11 protein-coding genes and 1 pseudogene are annotated in these 20,071 nt (G+C 48.6%); 3 read left to right on the top strand and 9 right to left on the bottom strand.

All coding sequences use genetic code 11. The annotated features are described in order from the left end of the window. Positions 1 to 165 precede the first annotated feature (165 nt). Both BHV83_RS01895 and tamL read left to right on the top strand, forming a co-directional pair. The gene (locus tag BHV83_RS01895; RefSeq protein WP_195489572.1) at positions 166 to 4,794 is read left to right on the top strand and encodes a translocation/assembly module TamB domain-containing protein; all 4,629 of its coding nucleotides are present in this window, start codon (positions 166 to 168) and stop codon (positions 4,792 to 4,794) included. Next, positions 4,791 to 7,094, top strand: coding sequence for a translocation and assembly module lipoprotein TamL (gene tamL / locus BHV83_RS01900; protein ID WP_005650727.1), 2,304 nt, complete (start codon positions 4,791 to 4,793; stop codon positions 7,092 to 7,094). Before BHV83_RS01895 ends, tamL begins: the two co-directional genes overlap by 4 nt. Positions 7,095 to 7,198: 104 nt before the next feature. Here tamL and rocF read toward each other — a convergent pair whose 3' ends face one another. From rocF to BHV83_RS01915, 3 genes are all read right to left on the bottom strand, one after another. Continuing rightward, positions 7,199 to 8,095, bottom strand: a complete 897-nt coding sequence (gene rocF / locus BHV83_RS01905; protein ID WP_005646713.1) for an arginase — start codon at positions 8,093 to 8,095, stop codon at positions 7,199 to 7,201. A gap of 6 nt (positions 8,096 to 8,101) precedes the next feature. Then, the gene (rocD, locus tag BHV83_RS01910) at positions 8,102 to 9,310 is read right to left on the bottom strand and encodes an ornithine--oxo-acid transaminase (protein WP_005650729.1); all 1,209 of its coding nucleotides are present in this window, start codon (positions 9,308 to 9,310) and stop codon (positions 8,102 to 8,104) included. 623 nt (positions 9,311 to 9,933) lie between these two features. Next, positions 9,934 to 11,166 (bottom strand): MFS transporter, encoded by a 1,233-nt coding sequence (locus BHV83_RS01915; RefSeq protein WP_005633115.1) that lies wholly within the window; start codon positions 11,164 to 11,166, stop codon positions 9,934 to 9,936. A gap of 222 nt (positions 11,167 to 11,388) precedes the next feature. Between BHV83_RS01915 and BHV83_RS01920 the strand changes: the two genes are divergently transcribed. After that, positions 11,389 to 15,357 carry a hybrid sensor histidine kinase/response regulator transcription factor gene (locus BHV83_RS01920; RefSeq protein ID WP_270658314.1) on the top strand — a complete coding sequence of 1,323 codons (3,969 nt, stop codon included), beginning with the start codon at positions 11,389 to 11,391 and terminating at the stop codon, positions 15,355 to 15,357. Positions 15,358 to 15,465: 108 nt separating this feature from the next. On the opposite strand, the gene BHV83_RS01925 is transcribed toward BHV83_RS01920, so the two are convergent. From BHV83_RS01925 to BHV83_RS01950, 6 genes and pseudogenes are all read right to left on the bottom strand, one after another. Further along, positions 15,466 to 16,623, bottom strand: coding sequence for a 1-acyl-sn-glycerol-3-phosphate acyltransferase (locus BHV83_RS01925; RefSeq protein ID WP_005633106.1), 1,158 nt, complete (start codon positions 16,621 to 16,623; stop codon positions 15,466 to 15,468). A gap of 89 nt (positions 16,624 to 16,712) precedes the next feature. Further along, complete coding sequence (locus BHV83_RS01930) at positions 16,713 to 17,690, bottom strand: D-alanine--D-alanine ligase (RefSeq protein ID WP_005650732.1); 978 nt, start codon at positions 17,688 to 17,690, stop codon at positions 16,713 to 16,715. A 3-nt stretch (positions 17,691 to 17,693) separates the two neighbouring features. Next, positions 17,694 to 18,773, bottom strand: coding sequence for an RluA family pseudouridine synthase (locus BHV83_RS01935; protein WP_005633104.1), 1,080 nt, complete (start codon positions 18,771 to 18,773; stop codon positions 17,694 to 17,696). Positions 18,774 to 18,775: 2 nt separating this feature from the next. After that, positions 18,776 to 19,408, bottom strand: coding sequence for a PASTA domain-containing protein (locus tag BHV83_RS01940; protein ID WP_005650734.1), 633 nt, complete (start codon positions 19,406 to 19,408; stop codon positions 18,776 to 18,778). Positions 19,409 to 19,528: 120 nt separating this feature from the next. Then, positions 19,529 to 19,681 (bottom strand): 50S ribosomal protein L34, encoded by a 153-nt coding sequence (rpmH, locus tag BHV83_RS01945; protein WP_005633099.1) that lies wholly within the window; start codon positions 19,679 to 19,681, stop codon positions 19,529 to 19,531. A 137-nt stretch (positions 19,682 to 19,818) separates the two neighbouring features. Beyond that, positions 19,819 to 20,071 (bottom strand): annotated as a pseudogene (locus BHV83_RS01950) (O-antigen ligase family protein); the annotation flags it as partial.

Below are 20,071 nucleotides of genomic sequence, written 5' to 3' on the forward strand. Positions count from 1 at the left end.
TTTTTATGTTCAGCCTTAATATAACGGCTCTAAGCAGTTATTATTACCGTTTTATCGATATTACTTCTTTATTTTTAATTTATTCCCTATTTTTGTTAATGGAATGTCAAACAAAACAGGTCCTTTAACCGTTATGATTATAACGAAAACACACAATAAGAACAAATGAGACGTTGGATGAAGCGAATAGGGATCATATGCCTGATACCGATGGTATTGGTCATCTTGATTTCAATTCTTTTATATATACCTCCCTTCCAGAATTTCGCTGTGCGGCTAGCCACCGAATATGCCAGTGAAACAACCGGTATGAATATCGGGATCGGGCAGATACGTCTTTCCTTCCCGCTGAATCTGACGATCCGGGACGTGAAAGTCATAACTCCTCCCGACACGTTATTGTCACTCGAAAGTTTCCAAGTCAACATCCGTCCGCTGCCACTGCTGAAAAAAGAAGTCTTGGTGGATGCGATCGACCTGCGCGGCGTGAAAGCCAATACTGGCAACCTGATCGAGGGAATGGAGATCAAAGGTACTTTAGGAAAGCTCTATGCTAAAGCAGATCGTATAGACCTCGGAAAAGAGATCGCCCGGCTGAACAAAATCGACCTTTCGGACACAGCCATCACTCTCCTGATGAACGACACGACAACAAACAAGGATACGACATCGACGGCGGTCAACTGGAAATTGATGCTGGATCAAATCGACCTGGATCGGGTAGCGTTTGCCATGCAGATGCCGGGCGACTCGCTGCGTCTTTCGACCTATATCGACAAGGCTGGATTAACCGACGGGATAGTCGACCTCGGATCGGCACGCTACAGTGCATCCCAGTTTCTGCTGTCCGGCTCTTCCCTGAGCTACGACGGTAGCTATAGTGACCCGGCGCCGGGTTTCGATCCGGCACATATAGCCTTGAACGATGTGAATATCCGGATCGATTCGCTTTTATACGGAGGCAGGGACATCAGTGCACGGATCAAAAAATTTTCTGCTAATGACCGCTCGGGTTTGACGCTCAGTTCACTGACCGGAGACATCAGCAGTGACAGCACGACGATACAGGTTCCGGGGCTTCTGTTGAAAACACCTTACTCAGAGATCCGCCTGCTGGCAACCGTTCCCTGGAATACGTTCGACAATACACCGAGCGGTACGCTCCATAGCCTGCTGACAGCCTCGGTAGGAAAAGAAGATGTATTTATCTTTGCCGGTCCTCTCCCCAAGGAGTTCAAACAAGCCTATCCCCAAAAAGAAATCAGCCTGACAGCCGGAATAGAAGGGAACCTGGCTGCTTTACGGCTGCGCCAGCTGAAAGGCGAACTGCCTGGCATCTTCAATCTGAATATCACAGGAGAAATGAGAGCCGTGGCAGACAGTATCCGCCGTTCGGGTAAGTTTCAGCTGGATGCCCAAACCGGGAATCTTGACTTTGTTCTCAGCATGCTACCGGAATCCGAACGGTCACGCTATAACCTTCCGGTAATGAAACTGAAAGGGGAAGCGACTTTGCAAAACCAAGAGTACCGCGCCGACCTTTTGCTCACGCAAGGCGAAGGCAAGGTCGGACTGACTGCACGTTATAACCCCGTACAAGCGTCTTACTTGGCTGACCTGAAGATTGACAGCCTGAAACCAACCGAATTCTTACCCAAAGATTCCCTTTACCACCTGGCCGCCTCGTTCCGTGCTGAGGGGAAAGGGTATGATCCGTTCGACGTTTCCACTTGGGCTAAATTAGAGGGGAAGATTACGAATATCGAGTATGGGACATACGCCGTATCCGACGTAAGGTTAGACGGTTCGCTGGAAAAGAACTTGTTGAAATTCGACCTGCTCAGCCATTATCCGCTTGCGAAGATGGATATGTCGCTCAATGCAACCCTCCACAAGAAGAAAGTGAATGCGATGCTAATCGCCGACGTGCAAAACCTGGACCTGTACGGCATGCACTTTATGAATGATTCGCTGGCGACCTCCTTCCAGCTTTTCGCAGAGGCGGAAACAGACATGGGAAAGAATAACCAAGTGGACGTTACCCTCGGTAACTGGGAACTGATAAATCCGACCGGTAAGTTCCACCCGAAAACATTGACTTTACACGCTCACAGCGATAAAGACACTACCCGCGTCTCTTTCCACGCCGGAGACTTTGGAATCGTCCTGACCGGAAATGCGGATATCGAGACGATGACCGATAAGTTCACGAAAATAAACGAAGGTCTCACCCAACAGCTAGAACGCGATTCGATGATCGACATTCCATCTTTCCGTCCTCTCCTCCCGGATATGGACCTGAAAATCACAGCCGGTAAGGATAATCCGATCTACAACATCCTGCAACAATATTATATTACCTTCGACAACCTGAATATCGAAGCCAACACTTCACCAGAAAAGGGTTTCTTCCTCGATGCCGATCTCTTCAACCTGATGCAGGACACAACACGGATCGACACGATCTGCCTCATTGTCCGGCAGGATTCGCTCGGCTTGTTGTACGACACGAAAGTCATCAAGACAAAATACAGGAAACAACAACCTTTCACCGCCAGCTTGCTGGGAAAGCTCCGCAACACTTTTGTCGATGCCAAACTGAAATATACCGACGGCCAAGGTAAAACCGGTATCCGGTTAGGGGCTCGTGTCGACAAGGAAAAAGAGGGATTGCGCCTGCATCTTTTCCCGGAAGACCCTATACTGGCTTTCCGTACATTTAAATTGAATACCGATAATTATATCCTGTACCGCAACATAAAGGATATTGCCGCCGATGTCCGGCTGACCGGTGAAAACAATGCTTCGCTCTGGATTCACTCGCTTGCCGGAGAAGAAGGAATGGAAGAAATCCATGCCGAGCTAAGCCAGATAGACCTAGATGCGATCACGAAGGGATTCCCGGACCTCCCTTCCATGCGAGGAATGCTTAGCGCCGACTTGCAGTATGCCCCTTCGGACAGCAGCTTCATGGTTGTGGCGGACGCTCATATCGACAGCCTGTTCTATGAAGGGGGACGGGTAGGTGAACTGATGTTCAACACTGTTTACCTGCCACTTAGCGACAAGGAGCATCAGGTCGACATGCACCTTTTCCGCGACCGTAACGAGGTTGCGGCGATCAATGCCTATTACAAAATGGGAAAAACGGATTATCTGGACGGAAATATGAACATCACCGCCTTGCCATTGGAGATGGTAAACCCGTTCATTCCGGACAAGATGGCCAAACTGACGGGAGCCTTGCAAGGGGAACTGGCGATAACCGGAACCACCTCGGCCCCTGCCGTCAACGGGTATGTGCGGATGGACAGCTCGGCGGTATATGTCACGGCAGTCGGTTCTTCCTTCCGTTTCGACAAGCAGGATATCAAGATCAAGAATAATCTGATCAGTTTCGACAAATACAACATCTATGCATCGGGGATCAATCCGTTCGTAGTCGACGGAACGATCGACATTCACAATCTTTCCCGAATGACGGCAAACTTGAAACTGACAGCCCACGACATGCAACTGCTGAATGTGAAACGCAATAAGGAAAGCATGGTGTACGGCAAGCTGCTTGTCAACCTCAACTCGACTGTCAAGGGGCCGCTCGATGCCTTGATCATGCGAGGAGATTTACAACTGTTGGGCGGGACAAATGTCACTTACGTGATGCAGGAATCCCCGCTCACGGCTCAAGACCGCTTAGCAGACCTTGTGACTTTTACCGATTTCTCCGATACGCTGCTGACCCGCCGGCACCGGCCGGAAGCACCTCTGCCCATCGGCGGACTGGACATGTTGATGACGATCCGGATCGACCAGGCCGTCCGTCTGAACGCAGATATCACCCCCGACCAATCGAGCCGTGTGGAACTGGAGGGAGGGGGCGACTTGTCATTCCAATATACGACACAGGGTGAAATGATCCTGAACGGACGTTATACACTTTCGGGAGGCATGGTAAAATATGCCATGCCGATTATTCCGCTCAAGGAGTTCACGATACAGGACGGTAGTTACGTCCAGTGGAGCGGCAACCCGATGGACCCGATGCTGAACCTGACAGCAACCGAACGGATGCGGGCATCCGTCACACAAGACGACGGCAGCTCACGTCTGGTCACCTTCAATGTCGGTGTGGCGATCAAACAGACATTGGAGAACCTGCAACTGCAATTTATCCTCTCCGCACCGGAAGACCAATCCATGCAACAGGAACTGGACAAGATGGGCGAAGGACAACGCTCGCAGATCGCCGTTACGATGCTTGTCACAGGGATGTACCTCAACATGAGCGATGTCGGCGGCGGCGGAAAGAAACCGAGCCTCGATATGGGAGCCGCCCTGAACAGCTTCCTGCAAAGCGAGATCAACAATATCGCGGGTAGCGCCTTGAAGTCTGTGGATATCACTTTGGGCATGGAGCAGTACGACCAGAACGGCACAGGATCGGGCGGGGAGCGGACAGACTTCTCCTTCCGCTTCGCCAAGCGGTTCTACAACGACCGGATCAGTATCATACTGGGCGGACGTGTTTCGACCGGACAGGATGTCAACGCCGGACAGTCGCAGCAGTTCATCGACAACGTTTCGATCGAATACCGTCTCGACGGCAGCGGAACCCGCTACATCAAGCTCTTCCACGACAAGAACTACGAGAGTCTGCTGGAAGGCGAGATCACAGAAACCGGTGCCGGTATCGTCCTGCGCAAAAAGATGCTTCACCTCCGTGAACTCTTCATCTTTAAAAAAAACAAGCCCAAACCGGTAACGGACGACAAACAAACAGAAGAGAAAAAATGAAACACATCAAATATATTGCATATATTTCGTTATTCCTGCTTGCTTCCTGCTCTACAACGAAGAATTTGCCGGAGGGGGAAGTTTTATATACGGGAATCAAGAAGATTGAAGTGACGAATGAGGACAAAAGCAAGGAAGGGGAAGAGGCGCTGACGGAAATAGAGGCCGCTCTTGCCTATCCGCCCAATAACGCCCTGCTAGGGAGTTCGTCTATCCGTATCCCTTTGCCGTTCGGACTATGGATGTACAATGCATTCGTGAACAGAAAGGGAAAAGTGGGTAAATGGATATTCAATAAACTGGCATCCAAACCCGTTTTCATCAACACGGTCAATCCGGAAGTCCGGACAAAGGTAGCCTATAACCTGCTTCGCGAATATGGATACTTCAACGGAGCGACTTCCTACGAGGTGGAACCGGACCCCAAGAACCCCAAAAAGGCAAAGATCAGCTACAAGGTGGAGATGAACAATGCCTACACATACGACAGCATTGCTTACGTCCGGCTACGGCATCGCATCGACACACTCGTCCAGCGCAACATCGGCGACCGGCTTCTGCGCGACGGAGATAATTTCAATGTCGTACAACTCGAAGCCGAACGCCAACGCATCTCTTCCCTACTCCGTAACAACGGGTATTACTATTTCCGTCCCGAATTTATCAGCTACCAGGCCGATACGATCATGAATCCCGGAAAGGTAGCGCTCCGTATCTCCACAAAGCCAGGGCTGCCACGCACCGTACTGCGCCCCTGGAAGATAGGCGACATATCGGTATTCCTGAACGGCTACAACAACGAGCCACCGACAGATTCCATCCGGTATAAAGATATGACCATCTTTTACGAAGGGAAGTTGCGTGTCCGTCCGAAGGTGCTGTACGACCGGCTGAAATTCCGCCCCGGCGATCTCTATTCGCAGCAACAGCAGGAAAAGACCCAGACCGGCTTCTCCCGTCTCGGCATTTTCCGTTATTCGGAAATGCAATATATCCCCAAAGATACCGCCCGCCGTTGCGATACGTTGAACTTGCAGATCAACACCGTTTACGACCTTCCTCTGGATGGAGAACTGGAACTGAACGTGACTACCAAGAGCAATGACCAGACAGGACCGGGCGCCATTTTCAGCGTTACCAAACGGAATATATTCGGAGGAGGGGAGACATTCGGCGTCAGTATGCGCGGTTCTTACGAATGGCAGACCGGCAAACGGGTTTCGGGCAACAGCTCGGCGATCAACAGCTGGGAGTTCGGTATCAGCGGTACGCTGACTTTCCCGCGGGTACTTTTCCCCAGTTTGATAAAGCATGATACGAAATACCCTTCCAGTACCTCTTTCCGTATCTATGCGGATCAGTTGAACCGTGCCAAATTCTTCAAGATGCTGGCATTCGGCGGAAGCGCCTCGTACGAGTTCCAGCCATCGGCGACCAGCCACCATTCGGTGACGCCGTTCAAGCTGACCTACTCGCTGTTGCAGCATACGACGCATGAATTCGACTCCATCGTAGATGTCAACAAGGCGTTGGGGCGAAGCCTCGAGAACCAGTTCATCCCGTCGATGGGCTATACATACACGTATGACGATTCTCCCATCACTACCAAAAAGAACCATCTCTGGTGGCAGTCTTCCATCACACAGGCGGGCCTTATTCTCGACGGTGCCTATGCCATCGCCGGTAAGAGCTTTAACAAACGGGATAAGAAACTGTTAGGGAACCGCTTCGCCCAGTTTGCCAAACTGACGAGCGAAATACGATACAACTATTATCTCGGAAAGAAGCAACACCTGGTCGGACGCCTGATGGCCGGAGTCGCATATAGCTACGGCAATTCGATCACGACACCTTACAGCGAACAATTTTATATAGGCGGTGCCAACAGTATCCGGGCTTTCACGATCCGAAGCATCGGACCGGGCAGTTATCGCCCGACCGACTCAAAATACGGCTATTTGGATCAGACCGGTGACATCAAATTTGAAGCCAATCTGGAATACCGTTTCCCGATTTTGGGCGATCTGCACGGAGCGACTTTCCTCGATGCCGGCAACGTTTGGCTGCTACGCTACGACAAAAGCCGCCCCGGCGGACAGTTGAAATGGGGCCGTTTCCTGAAAGACCTGGCTTTAGGAACCGGTATCGGACTACGCTACGACCTGACCTTCCTCGTTATCCGCCTGGATTGGGGAATCGGCTTGCACGTACCGTACGATACGGGAAAGAAAGGCTATTACAATATTCCGGACTTCAAAGACGGCATGGGCGTCCATCTGGCAATCGGTTATCCGTTCTAAAAAACGGTTTCGAATATGCTTACGCTTCAAGAACGGCTCTTGGAGTTTCAAGACAGTTTCTTCTACGAGGAACCCCAAGTCCCATTCTCAACAATAGAATCCGCTTACAAACGGGCTGTTATATAATCGATTATGTCCAAGCACAGATTGGTTGTCTGATCGTTCACATCCAGTTCGGGATTCAGCTCGACCAGATCCATCGACTTGATCAGATTGGTGGATAGTATATGTTCGACGAAATCCTTGAACTCGTCCGGCATCAACCCTTCGCACACGCGTGTCCCTGTACCGGGTGCAAAGCGGGGATCGATACTGTCCACGTCTATGCTGAAATGGACATTCCGTATCTTCCGTTCCTTTAGCTTCCGTTTGATATCTTCGGCAACAAAACCGATACCCTTCAGGTGGATCATGTCCATCGTGTAAACGCTTAACTGCTCACGCTCGATCAAAGCCTGCTCCCCTTCATCCAGGCTCCGGGTCCCGACCAGGAAGACATTCTGCGGGTTCACCTTATTGCCGGGCGCATAGATATTGACTAATTCTTCGCTCCCCATCCCCATCAAGGCGCTAAGCGGCATCCCATGAATATTACCGCTGGGAGAAGTCTCGCTCGTATTGATGTCGCCATGCGCATCCAACCAGATGATACCGAAATCATCAAAGCTCTTCCCCACCCCTGACGCACTGCCCAACCCTAACGAATGATCTCCGCCTATCACCAAAGGGAAAGCCCCTCCGCGCAACGTGTCGTAGACCAGCTCTGCCAGGTTATTATTGACTTCGACAATCGCATCCAGATATTTCAAGCTCCGCCCTCTGGCAAACTTATCCGCCTCCGAAACCAAAGGGACATACAGATTACCCAGATCGAAGGCCCGATGTCCGTTTTTACGGATAATCCTCATCAGGCCCCGTTCACGCAGATGGTTCGGAGCACGCTCCACACCTTCGCGGTCACACCCTAAATTGAGAGGTACTCCTATCACATTTATCTTCATAGGCAATCAAAATTGAGCGAACGTATCTTTAATAATGCCAATAGCCTCCATCATCTGATCCCGGTCAATGACCAACGGAGGAGTGAAACGGATGATATGGTCGTGCGTTGGCTTGGCAATCAATCCTTTTTCTTTCAGTGCCAAACAGATATCCCAGGCCGCTTTTCCACCTCGCGGCTCAGTGACAACAGCATTCAAAAGTCCTTTTCCACGCACCTGGCGGATCATCGGATTGTCGATCTTCTCCATTTCACTGCGGAAAAGGATACCCATTTCGAAAGCATTCTCCGAAAGATGCTCGTCACGCACCACCTCAAGGGCAGCTATCGCTACACGGGCAGCCAACGGGTTACCGCCATAGGTGGAACCATGTTCACCCGGAGCGATCGTCAACATGATCTCATCGTCGGCAAAGACCGCCGAGACAGGAGTGACACCTCCGGATAAAGCCTTACCTAAAATCAGTATGTCAGGATGGACATTCTCATAATCACAGGCAAGCAGTTTACCGGTGCGTCCGATACCCGTCTGGATCTCATCGGCGATAAAGAGGACGTTATGTTGCCGGCAGAGGTCATAACACTTACGCAAATACCCCTCGTCGGGGACGACCACGCCAGCCTCCCCTTGTATAGGTTCCAGCAAGAAACCGACTACGTCCGGATCGTTCAATGCCTCTTCCAATTCGGCCACATTATTATATTGCACTTTGATAAAACCAGGCGTATAAGGCCCGAAGTCCGCATACGAACTGGGATCGGTACTCATAGAAATGATCGTGATCGTCCGTCCGTGAAAGTTCTCGCTGCAGACGACGACCTTCGCATGTTCAGGGGTTATCCCCTTCACCCGGTATCCCCAGCGCCGCGCCAGCTTCAGAGCCGTTTCGACCGCCTCGGCTCCGGTGTTCATCGGCAACAGTTTGTCATACCCGAAGAACTTGCAGGCAAACTCCATGTACTCTCCTAAAATATCGGCATGGAAAGCACGCGACACTAGTGTCAACTGCTGTGCCTGGTCGGTAAGTGCCTTAATGATCTTCGGATGACAATGCCCTTGGCTCAGGGCGGAATAGCCGGACAGGAAATCAAAATATCGTTTTCCTTCCACGTCCCAAACATAAACACCTTCTCCCTTCTGGAGAACGACAGGCAGGGGATGATAGTTGTGCGCACCAAACTTCCCCTCACGGGTGATGTAATCTTCCGGTCTCATCTTCATTCAGATTTAAAATTAGCAGACTGTAAGTGTTTCTCACGTCCTTGTCCCAAAGATAAGAAATAAGGCTAACATTATGTCACCCAAAAGAGTATGTTAAGAAACATACGCCAGTGTCATTCCTTTCTGTCGGCATCGGACAGATGAATGCCGGTAGTAAAAGGAGTTTCACCGCTTACGTCTGCCTCCATCAGGGATAAAGTCGGGCCCCGGAAGGTTCTATTTAAATGACAATCGCCATGCTACTGTTGTCAAACTGCCTGCTCATAGACCTTTTGCCTTTAGTCGAAAACCTTTTCGCCCTTGGTCAAAAGCCCTTTCGACACTGGTCAAAAACCTTTTCGACTAAGGGCGAAAAGTAAAGGAGTGGTAGTAATGCTGTTAATACCTGTGTATTTGTTGATTAATTAATAATACAATATACATATTTGTAGATCACGTAACAAATAAAAAAACAGTAACTATGAAAAAGGAAAAATAAGTGCCCGGAGCTAATTCCCATCAATAAAAGCGGGCCATCCAAAGTTGTTGGACAGCCCGCATTACATCTGGCGTGTGATAATATATTTGATCTTGAGAATTAAAAGGGTTTGATAAAATTATTACTTTACTACTCTTTACTATTTATTAGTCTTTAATGCTACCGGTTTAAATAAAAAGACAAAAAGGATCAACAAGACGAACGAGAACAGGGTCGAGATGGCAAAGACGACAGGCCAATCACATTTATCCCCGTCACGGAAAAGGCCGATCAGCCAGCCATTCCAAAGCGTCCCGATCAGGAAGCCGATGCCCCACACCAGGAAGAAGAGCAAACCCTGTGCCTGTGCTTTCATTTCTTTTGGAGCCACATTGTCCGTATAGACCTGGCCACCGACAAAGAAGAGGCCGAAGATCAACCCGTGTACGATAATCCCGATATAATAGAACCATTGCAGACCGGTCTCCGCACCGATATAGAACGAAGCATACCGGACCACGAGAGCGATCATACCGAAGATCAAGGTATTCTTAATCCCCGACTTTATCAGTATAGAAGTGGTGATGACCAGGAAAAACATTTCGGCCAACTGCCCAAGGTTCAGCGTCACCGTTATATTCTGCACATGCTCGTCGGCGAGAATCATCGAACCATATACATGGTACAAGTTGAACGGGATGATAGCCAAGAACGTCAGAATCATAAAAACCCGGTAATTCTTATCCTTCATCAGGGAGAAAGCGCTGAAGCCGGTTATATCCATCACCGAGATACCGGCACTCTTATCGACCGAAGGCGGGGTGTGCGGCAGTCGCAAGTTCAGAAGCGCAGCCACGAAACAGACAGCGGCGCCGCAATACATCGGCAGGTTCGTATCATCGAAAGCGGATAAATGCATCACATGAAGGGCGATCACGCTGAAGATACCGGAAGCTACCCATCCTACCGAACCGAACATACGGATACGCGGAAACTGTTCCGAAGGCGTATGGCTCATGGCGATCGTACTGGTCAGGCTCTGTGTCGGCATATGGCAAAGCATGGCCAGCACGACACATGCCATAAGAGGAACAAATGATGTCTGCTGGGCAGCCAGAAGCAAAAAGGCACCTGTCAGTATATTCAATACAGCCAAGATCTTCTCTGCGGCAAAATAACGGTCGGCTATCGCGCCGATAAAAGAGGATGCCATCGCACCGATAGCCATCGCACTTAATACCAACGAGACTTGATACACTTCCAATTTAAGCGTATGGGAAAGGTAAGCAGCTAAAGGAACCCACCAGACTGCACTCAGCATATACTGCATAAACATCATTGTGCAGAGTTGAACCTTCGTTCCGATTCCTTGTTTTGTAGTAAGAGTATTCATATTATTAGAATAAAAGGTTTTTATTACCTGTGTTTCACATGGTACAAATGTATCGATTCCTCCACGGCCGGTTTGTTTGACCTTGTTGCAATCTTTTCCGTATTCATCTCATTCTCTGCCGTTATCATCCTTATTGAGATGATTTATGAAATCCGTGACACAATAAAAGGAAATCCATAATACATTTTTCAGTATCTTTCGCCCATAATAGCAAAGTCATATATGAAACATCTGAAGTTAATCTTATCCATCCTATTCATATTTTGTCTCACCCGGACATATGCAGACGACAGTAACTATCTTTTCCGCCATTATCAGGTCGAAAACGGACTCAGCGACAATATGGCCACTTGTTGCGTGCAGGACAGGAAAGGATATATCTGGATCGGGACACGCGACGGTCTGAACCGCTTCGACGGATATACGTTCAAAGTATTCCGTAACGACCCCGACGAAACCGAGACATTGGGAAGCAACTGGATCACATGCCTGGGGTGCGACATGAACGGCGACTTGTGGGTAGGGACGCTTTCGGGATTATATCAGTATGACGATGAAAAGGAATCGTTCCGGCACATTCCTTTCACAGCAGACAAAGGGATCGACATCTTCCAGTTCGACAAAGACAATAAACTATGGATACTGATGGACGGTAACCTGATCCGGTTCAATACGGAGGACAGCCAGTTCCGTATCTTCGCTCCGGAAGACAACCAAAGCTACACCACTTTTTGCATTACCCGCGAAAACAGTATCTGGATCGGGAGTTCGGACGGGTTGATTTCATTGTTGAATCCGGAAGACGAGACGATGGAGTCCTATAATGTATTCGCCCACTCATCCCCGAACACGCCACGGAAACTTTCCATGTTATATCCCTCTCCTACGACTGATCGCATTTACATCGCTTTCGAGCATGACGACGTGAAGATATTCGATCCGGCCACACGCGACTACCAGGATCTGAACATTCAAAAGATCAACCAGCTTACGATCCTGATCAACAGCTTCCTCGAAAAAGACAAGGACGAATTGTGGATCGGGACAGACTCCGGCTTGTTTATCTATAAGGTCAACACCGGCGAGTGTACCCGTATCCGCCAGGACCCGTTGGACCCATACGCCTTATCGAGCCATTTTATCTCTGCATTCTGCCGAGACAGGGAGAACGGCATCTGGATTTGTTTCCACCAAAACGGCCTCAACTATTATTCCCCTTTCCGCCCTTTCCATGTGCATTATCCCTGGGACGGGCAGTATTCGATGAAAGGAGAAGTGATCCGCGATATCTGTACCGATATATACGGTAATATATGGGTCGGGACGGAAGATGCGGGCATCAACTGCTTGGAAAAGAAAACCGGGACATTCACCAACTACCAGCCGGTTCCGGGGGGAAACGGCTTGTCGCACACCAATATCCGAGGCTTGGCTGCATCAGGTGACCGGCTCTGGATCGGACACGTTATCCACGGCATCGACTTGATGGATATCAAGACGAGAAAGGTTATCAAGCATTACAACCTGCTGAAAGACTCGCTGACGGTAAAGAACAGCACCGTCCGTTGCATCAAAGTATTGCAGGAGGGACAAGTCTATGTCGGGACCGATGACGGTATCTATAAATATGACTTCCTGAACGACCGTTTCCTGTATGCCCCGCAATTTCCTCCTTTCGCAGTAAACTGCATCTACGAAGATCGCTTAGGAAGAATCTGGACCGGCATGTTCAACCGCAGTTTCTATTATAATCCGATCAGCAATACCGGCATGTATCTGCCGTACGACAAATTGAACACCCAACGCCACAATTTCGTTAACGACGCCTGCGAGGACAAAGACGGCAATATGTGGTTTGCTACCGTAGAAGGGGTTATCAAATACGACTTCCAAACCGGCGAATCCCTACATTACACCGTCAAAAACGGTATGCCGAGCAATGTTGCTTTCCGCATCCTACCTGACGAAAACGAAACCTTATGGATCAGTACGGCCAACGGACTGGTCAGCCTGGAAACAGGAACTGGTAAGATCACGACCTACACGGAATCCCACGGACTCATCACTCGCCAATTCAACGATAACTCCGCCTTCAAAGACAACGAAGGGACTTTCTATTTCGGTTCGGTCAAAGGCTTTATCCATTTCAAGCCATCCGAAGTAATCCCGGCAGCCGAGAAGATGAACGTCCATTTGGGAAGCCTCGAAATCCAGAATGAAGCCGGAGAGAAACGCATCATCAACTCTTCCGCCGAATCAGAGGCTAAGAAGATCACGCTGACCTACAAGCAATCCACATTCAGCATCAACTTCTCCGCACTCAACTTCATCGCCCCTAAATCCATCCAGTATGCATACAGGATGGGAAATATGGACAAGGAATGGATTCCGATCGGAGAACGCAACACGGTCTATTTCGCTGAATTACATCCGGGCGACTACACCTTCGAGGTACGGGCTGCCAACCTGTCGAACAACTGGAGCGACACTCCGACACGACTGAATATTACCGTTTTGCCCCCTTGGTGGGCATCGACTCCGGCATATGCTTCTTATATTGTCGTCACTCTCGCCATCATCGTCGGCTTCTTCTGGTCTTGGCGCCGGAAAACCAAACGGGCAATGGCCTACAACATGCAGTTGTTCGAAGATCAGAAAGAGAAGGAACTGTATCAGGCCAAGATCGATTTCTTCATCAATATCGCTCATGAGATCCGTACGCCGCTCACCCTGATCAAGAACCCGCTCGAACGTCTCCTGAAATCCGACAAGATCGGGGAAAAAGAGAATAAGTCGCTTACGTTGATGGATAAAAATGTATCCCGCCTCCTGTCATTGGTCAACCAATTGTTGGACTTCCGCAAAACAGAGATAGAAGGATACCGCCTCAGTTTCGTCCGAACGGAGATCGTCTCGCTCCTAAACGATACAGCCAAGCGGTTCCAAGAATCGGCAACGGCACACAACCTGTTGCTGAACCTCGACTTGTCTTTGCCGGAATTGTACGTGTTCGTGGATAAAGAAGCGATCACAAAGATATTCAGCAACCTGTTTACGAACGCAATCAAATATGCATCCGGCAGCATCATCATACGCCTGCAACTTTCTCCCGATTATGAGACATTCACGATAGACTTTATCAACGATGGCACTCCTATCCCTGCAGAATTAAAGGAAAAAATATTCGAACCTTTCTTCCGGGTGAAAGAAGGCGCTACGGATAAACCGGGGACAGGGCTTGGATTGCCCTTGGCACGTTCACTGGCAGAGATGCACCACGGTAGCTTGCAGTTGGAGACTTTTGCCGACAGCCCATCCATGACGATGTTCCGCCTGACCTTGCCCGTCAAGCTGCCCGAATCCATCAAGCAGACAGAAGAAGAGGCTATAACGCAAACCGTACCTCAAAAAATAGAATTCGTCCACGACGAATCGCGCCCGACGATCCTGATCGTCGAAGACAATAAAGAAATGGCCGTTTTCATCGCCGATGAAGTCAACCAGTTATATAATGTAGAGATAGCCGGAAACGGAGCCGAAGCAATCACGTTATTAAAGAAACGCAGCATTCAACTGATCATCAGCGACGTGATGATGCCTGTCATGGATGGCTTCGCCCTTTTGAAAGAGGTAAAGACGGAGATCGAATTCAGCCATATCCCAGTCATCCTGCTGACAGCCAAAAACACCATACAGTCACGCCTGGAAGGTCTGGAATTAGGAGCCGACGCTTACCTGGACAAACCCTTCTCCACCAACCTGCTGATGGCGCAGATTTCCAATCTGATCTCCAACCGCGACAATATACGCAAATTCTATTTCAACTCTCCTATAGCGAATATGAAATCGATGGCCTATACCAAAGCGGACGAAAGTTTTCTGGAAAAGCTGAACGAGATCATCAACGAGCATATCGGCAATCCAGCCTTAGATGTAAATATGATCGCAGACCTGATGCACCTGAGTCGCCCGACCTTGTACCGGAAAATCCGTGCCATCTCCGACCTGACTCCTAACGAGTTGATCAAGATAAGCCGTCTGAAAAAGGCCGCTGAGCTGTTGATACAGGGGAATATGAAGATCTATGAGATTTCGGAAGCTACAGGCTTCAGCTCCCAGTCTTATTTCTGGTCCGCCTTTATCAAGCAATTCGGTATGAGCCCGTCGAATTACGCGAAAGAGAATAAATAGAAAAAGGTGTGCCTAAACAAAATCCAACTTACTAACAGAAATAATTCAGGCCCGAATCACACGATGTGAAATCCGGGCCTGAAAGATCGTGATGAAACACGTTTGGCCTTATTCCTGATTAGCAAAAAAATTCTTCAATGGATTCGTATACATTTCCAAGATTTTCGTACGCAAAAAAGCTTCATCCTTGTTCGGTAATACGATCTTATCCAACTGACCTTGCAGATAATCTTCAAACTGCTTTTTATCTTTCAGTCCATAATGTTCGCTGAAACGGCGTGTGCCTGTCAGCATATCATAGGCAACATAGTTGCAGGGATAAAAACGATAGTGCTTGTAAATCTCCTTATCGATAATGGAGGCGATAGCGGCGATCAACTCGTTCTTTTCCATATTCGGATCCAATTGCGCCAACTGATCGTTAATCGGCGACGTCAAGGTGAAATGAACACGTCCCTTGTTATTCAGGATACCGGTTTCCATGCTCAACAGGTCGTCACGCTGGCTCTTCACAAAGTCCGGATCATCGCGTTTCTGCTGAAACTCCTTTGCTTTCAGGAAATCGCACGGATCGAACTCGTACGAGATTGCAACCGGAAAAATATTCAATTCCATCAGGTTTGACAGGATATCCTTGTCACCACTCATGTTCAGCATCTTCAAGATACTGCCCTGGGTACGGTCATCCGAATCCTTGGCACGACCTTCACGTTGCGCGATCCAGATGGATTCTTTCGTCTCCGTGATCGTACGACGGATATAAGCGGAAAGGACTTTGCTCACTTCCAACATCTGGCGCACCGGGACATTGCGTTTCACGATGAAGCTATTGTTCAAACGAACCAGCGTTTCGATCCACGGACGGATCAACAAGTTATTACCAATAGCAACCTGTGTCATTCCATACCCTACATCATACAGCATGACGTTCAAAAAAGAGGCATCCAATACAATATCGCGGTGATTAGAAATAAAGGTACAAGGCTTTTTGTCCTTCGGCAAACGGCTACGACCGGAAATCGTCAGTGAGAAAGTGGTTTTATTTGCCACCATCATTACCGCTTCATATGCCAACTTCGCTTTGAAATCCTCCTTTGTCTTGAAGGAACGCATGGTTTCTGAAAACTCTTTCCAATTCACATCCGGATTTATATACCGAAAGGCCCGCTCAAAATCTTCGTTGGCTATCAGCGATTCGATCGCGTCTTTCACCTCGTCGTTATTCAGCGGACGGATATCGTCAAAATCATTAATAGGAACTTCCATATTTTTATAATTGACAATTGACAATGGACAACTGACAATCGACAATTCGTTTCTCATATAATTGGCAATTGGCAATTGTTCATTGTCAATTAGTTAAACTCGTTTTCTATAATATCTGTCATCACATCTTTCATCTCCAGACCGGCAGCCCGTACCTGCTGTGGGATAAAACTGGTTGCCGTCATACCGGGAGTCGTATTGACTTCGAGCAATTTTGGTTCACCGTCCGCCGGAATGATATAATCCACACGGATCAGACCTTTCGCCCCCAATATGTCGTAAATCCTCGATGTCTCGCGTTGTACTTTTTCTGTTTGTTCTGCAGAAATACGGGCCGGCGTTATTTCCTGTACCTGTCCGTTATACTTGGCGTCAAAATCGAAGAACTCGTTATCCGTTACGACTTCGGTGAGCGGGAACACCACCTCCTTATCGGATGTCTTATAGCAACCGCATGTAACCTCGGTCCCGTCGATAAAACTTTCGATGACCACTTCCCGGCCTTCACTGAAAGCCTTGTCAATCGCCGGCTGGATAGCCGAGGCTTCTTTCACTTTCGTCACTCCGAAACTACTGCCGCCGTCGTTCGGCTTCACAAAGACCGGAAGCCCCAAACGACTGACCACTTCTTCGTCTGTCACAGTCTGTCCTTTAAACAAATGTATAGAACGGGCAATATCGACACCGAATCCCTTCAGATAATGATTGCAGGCAAACTTGTTGAACGTAAGTGCGCTTACAAACATACCACAAGAAGAATACGGCATTCCGATCATATCGAAATATCCTTGCAGACGTCCGTCTTCTCCCGGAGTTCCATGGATCGTAATATAGGCGAAATCAAAATGTCTGATCTCGCCGTTCTCACGGAAACTAAAATCATTCTTGTCTATTGGTGTGTGTTCCCCGCCGGGAAGTTTTACCGCCCATTCGTCTCTTTTTACGATGGCAATATATACATTATATTTGTCTTTATCAAGAAAAGAGAAGATTCCTTCCGCACTTTTTAATGAAATAACGATTTCGGAGGAATCGCCTCCGGCTACAATAGCAATGTTCCTTTTCATCATCTATAATTCTTTAGTATTTGCATATACGCGCCATTTATCGATCAACGCAGTCATGTCGGCAGGTATTTCGGAATCAAAAAACATTTCCTCGCCTGTAGTCGGATGAACAAAACCCAGCGTCTTGGCATGGAGTGCCTGCCGCGGGCAAATGGCGAAACAGTTATCGACAAACTGTTTATATTTAGAAGAGGTTGTTCCTTTCAGGATCTCGTTTCCGCCATAACGTTCGTCGTTGAATAGCGTATGCCCGATATATTTCATGTGGACACGTATCTGATGCGTACGTCCGGTTTCGAGACGGCATTTCACCAGCGTGACGTAGCCTAGACGTTCCAAAACAGAATAGTGGGTGACCGCCGTCTTTCCCTGGTCGCCTTCTGGGAAAACCGTCATCTGCATACGGTCACGCGGGTTACGGCCTATATTGCCTTCTATCCGTCCTTCGTCTTCACGCACGATCCCCCACACCAAGGCCCGATATTCCCGCTTGGTTGTCTTATGGAAGAATTGCATACTGAGGTGTGCTTTCGCTTCCGGCTTTTTGGCGACAACCAGCAGGCCGGATGTATCTTTATCGATACGATGGACGAGTCCCAGGGCAGGATCATTGGGATCGTAGGTAGGATCGTCTTTCAAATACCAAGCAAGGGCATTCACCAGCGTTCCGGTATAGTTTCCGTGTCCGGGATGTACGACCAACCCTGCCGGTTTGTCGACCACCAGCAGATCGTCATCTTCGTACACGATCTTTATAGGGATATTTTCAGGGAGAATCTCGAAAGTCCGCGGAGGTCGTGTCATCATAATTGTCACAACATCCTCCGGTTTCACCCGGTAATTGCTTTTCACCGGTTTGCCGTTTGCCATGATACAACCGGCATCGGCAGCCGACTGTATCCTGTTACGCGTAGCACCGAACATCCGGTCTACCAGGAATTTATCCACACGCAACAACGACTGCCCGCGATCGGCCACGAAGCGGAAGTGTTCATACAGTTGAGGAGCCTTATCTTCACCCTCTTCCGGTTGTAACAGGTCGTCTACCTGTTCATCATCCATTTCGTCTAAAAACTCATCCATAGTTAAAACCAGTTTTCTTCTTCACTATCCAACGATTCGACCGGCACGCTGTCATCCGGTAGTCCGAGCGAGTCGGCCGGCATCTCAGCATCCCCACTACTGACCTTCAACACCAACGGAGCGGTAAGCGGTACATGCTCGCCTTTCTGCAAAACACGCCCGTGCAGCTCGACACCAAGAGCTAAGTCTTTAAAATCACCGGGGACATATTCGATCTCGATCTTTTCAAACCCGCGGGCACGAAGAATGGCGTAAGCCTGCCGGAACGAAAGGTCTTCCACTTCCGGGATTGTCGCCATCTGCGAAGTGAGCGCATTCACGGTGACGAACACGATACGTCCTTCCTTCACCTTCGAACCGGCCATCGGGACCAGCTCGACAATCGCACCGGGCTTCACGTCTTTTGAAAAGACGGAATCGATCACGTTATAGCGTAGATTACTATTCTTGAAAAATTCGGCGGCCTCTTCCATTCCCAATCCTTTAACATCCGGCACTACCACAGCCTCATTATGCCGGGTGTACGAGTCGAGCCACTTCAATGTTCCGAACACCAGAGCACATGCCACGACCACAGCCAGCAACAGATTTAAGACGTACGGATTTTTTATCAGTTTAACCAAAAAGTCTTTCATTTCTATCTTGTATTTGTCGGCGGATCAAAAGTAGAAAACAAAGCCGTTAAAACAAAGAAAGTAAAGGCTTTTTAGTAAAAACCTCTACTTTCTTTATGAAAAATCTTCAAACGGAAAGAATTATCCGTTGTATTCGTCAGAAACTGTTAATTTAGCTCTTCCTTTAGCACGACGAGAAGCTAATACTCTGCGGCCATTAGCTGTAGCCATTCTTGAACGGAAGCCGTGCTTGTTCTTTCTTTTCCGGTTGGAAGGTTGAAATGTTCTTTTCATCTTTCTGTATATTATTTATTATTATCTTATTCTCATACCAATTTGGGCTGCAAAGATAGAGGCTTTTTTTTAATAAACAAAGAGTTGCAAGAAAAACTTTATCTATACAGAGTCTCTTTTAATCACAAATAGAATATTCAATCAAAGTCGCCCTTGTCTATTATCTTTTTTACTTCTTCCCTCATTTCCCGGATTGCGGTCGTTTCCACCTTCGGCTTTTTGGTCAGCACGACACTGGCGGCAGCCCGCAATTTATCCACCTGGTAGAACTCCGGCTCTGCATATAGCTTTGCTAACAAATAATATGGATACAATCTCTCCGGCAGTATCCCGATAGCCTGAAGCAATTCTTCTTCCGCCTCCCGGTAATCTCCGAGCGTCTGCCGGTTT

It is taken from the genome of Parabacteroides sp. merdae-related_45_40 (assembly GCF_001915675.1).

Excerpts from the sequence above, each read along its gene's own strand:
- BHV83_RS01920 (WP_270658314.1), top strand. The coding sequence starts at position 11,389 with ATGAAACATCTGAAGTTAATCTTATCCATCCTATTCATATTTTGTCTC.
- rocF (WP_005646713.1), bottom strand. The coding sequence starts at position 8,095 with ATGAAGATAAATGTGATAGGAGTACCTCTCAATTTAGGGTGTGACCGC.
- BHV83_RS01925 (WP_005633106.1), bottom strand. The coding sequence starts at position 16,623 with ATGGAAGTTCCTATTAATGATTTTGACGATATCCGTCCGCTGAATAAC.
- BHV83_RS01940 (WP_005650734.1), bottom strand. The coding sequence starts at position 19,408 with ATGAAAGACTTTTTGGTTAAACTGATAAAAAATCCGTACGTCTTAAAT.
- tamL (WP_005650727.1), top strand. The coding sequence starts at position 4,791 with ATGAAACACATCAAATATATTGCATATATTTCGTTATTCCTGCTTGCT.
- rocD (WP_005650729.1), bottom strand. The coding sequence starts at position 9,310 with ATGAGACCGGAAGATTACATCACCCGTGAGGGGAAGTTTGGTGCGCAC.
- BHV83_RS01915 (WP_005633115.1), bottom strand. The coding sequence starts at position 11,166 with ATGAATACTCTTACTACAAAACAAGGAATCGGAACGAAGGTTCAACTC.
- BHV83_RS01895 (WP_195489572.1), top strand. The coding sequence starts at position 166 with ATGAGACGTTGGATGAAGCGAATAGGGATCATATGCCTGATACCGATG.
- rpmH (WP_005633099.1), bottom strand. The coding sequence starts at position 19,681 with ATGAAAAGAACATTTCAACCTTCCAACCGGAAAAGAAAGAACAAGCAC.
- BHV83_RS01930 (WP_005650732.1), bottom strand. The coding sequence starts at position 17,690 with ATGAAAAGGAACATTGCTATTGTAGCCGGAGGCGATTCCTCCGAAATC.
- BHV83_RS01935 (WP_005633104.1), bottom strand. The coding sequence starts at position 18,773 with ATGGATGAGTTTTTAGACGAAATGGATGATGAACAGGTAGACGACCTG.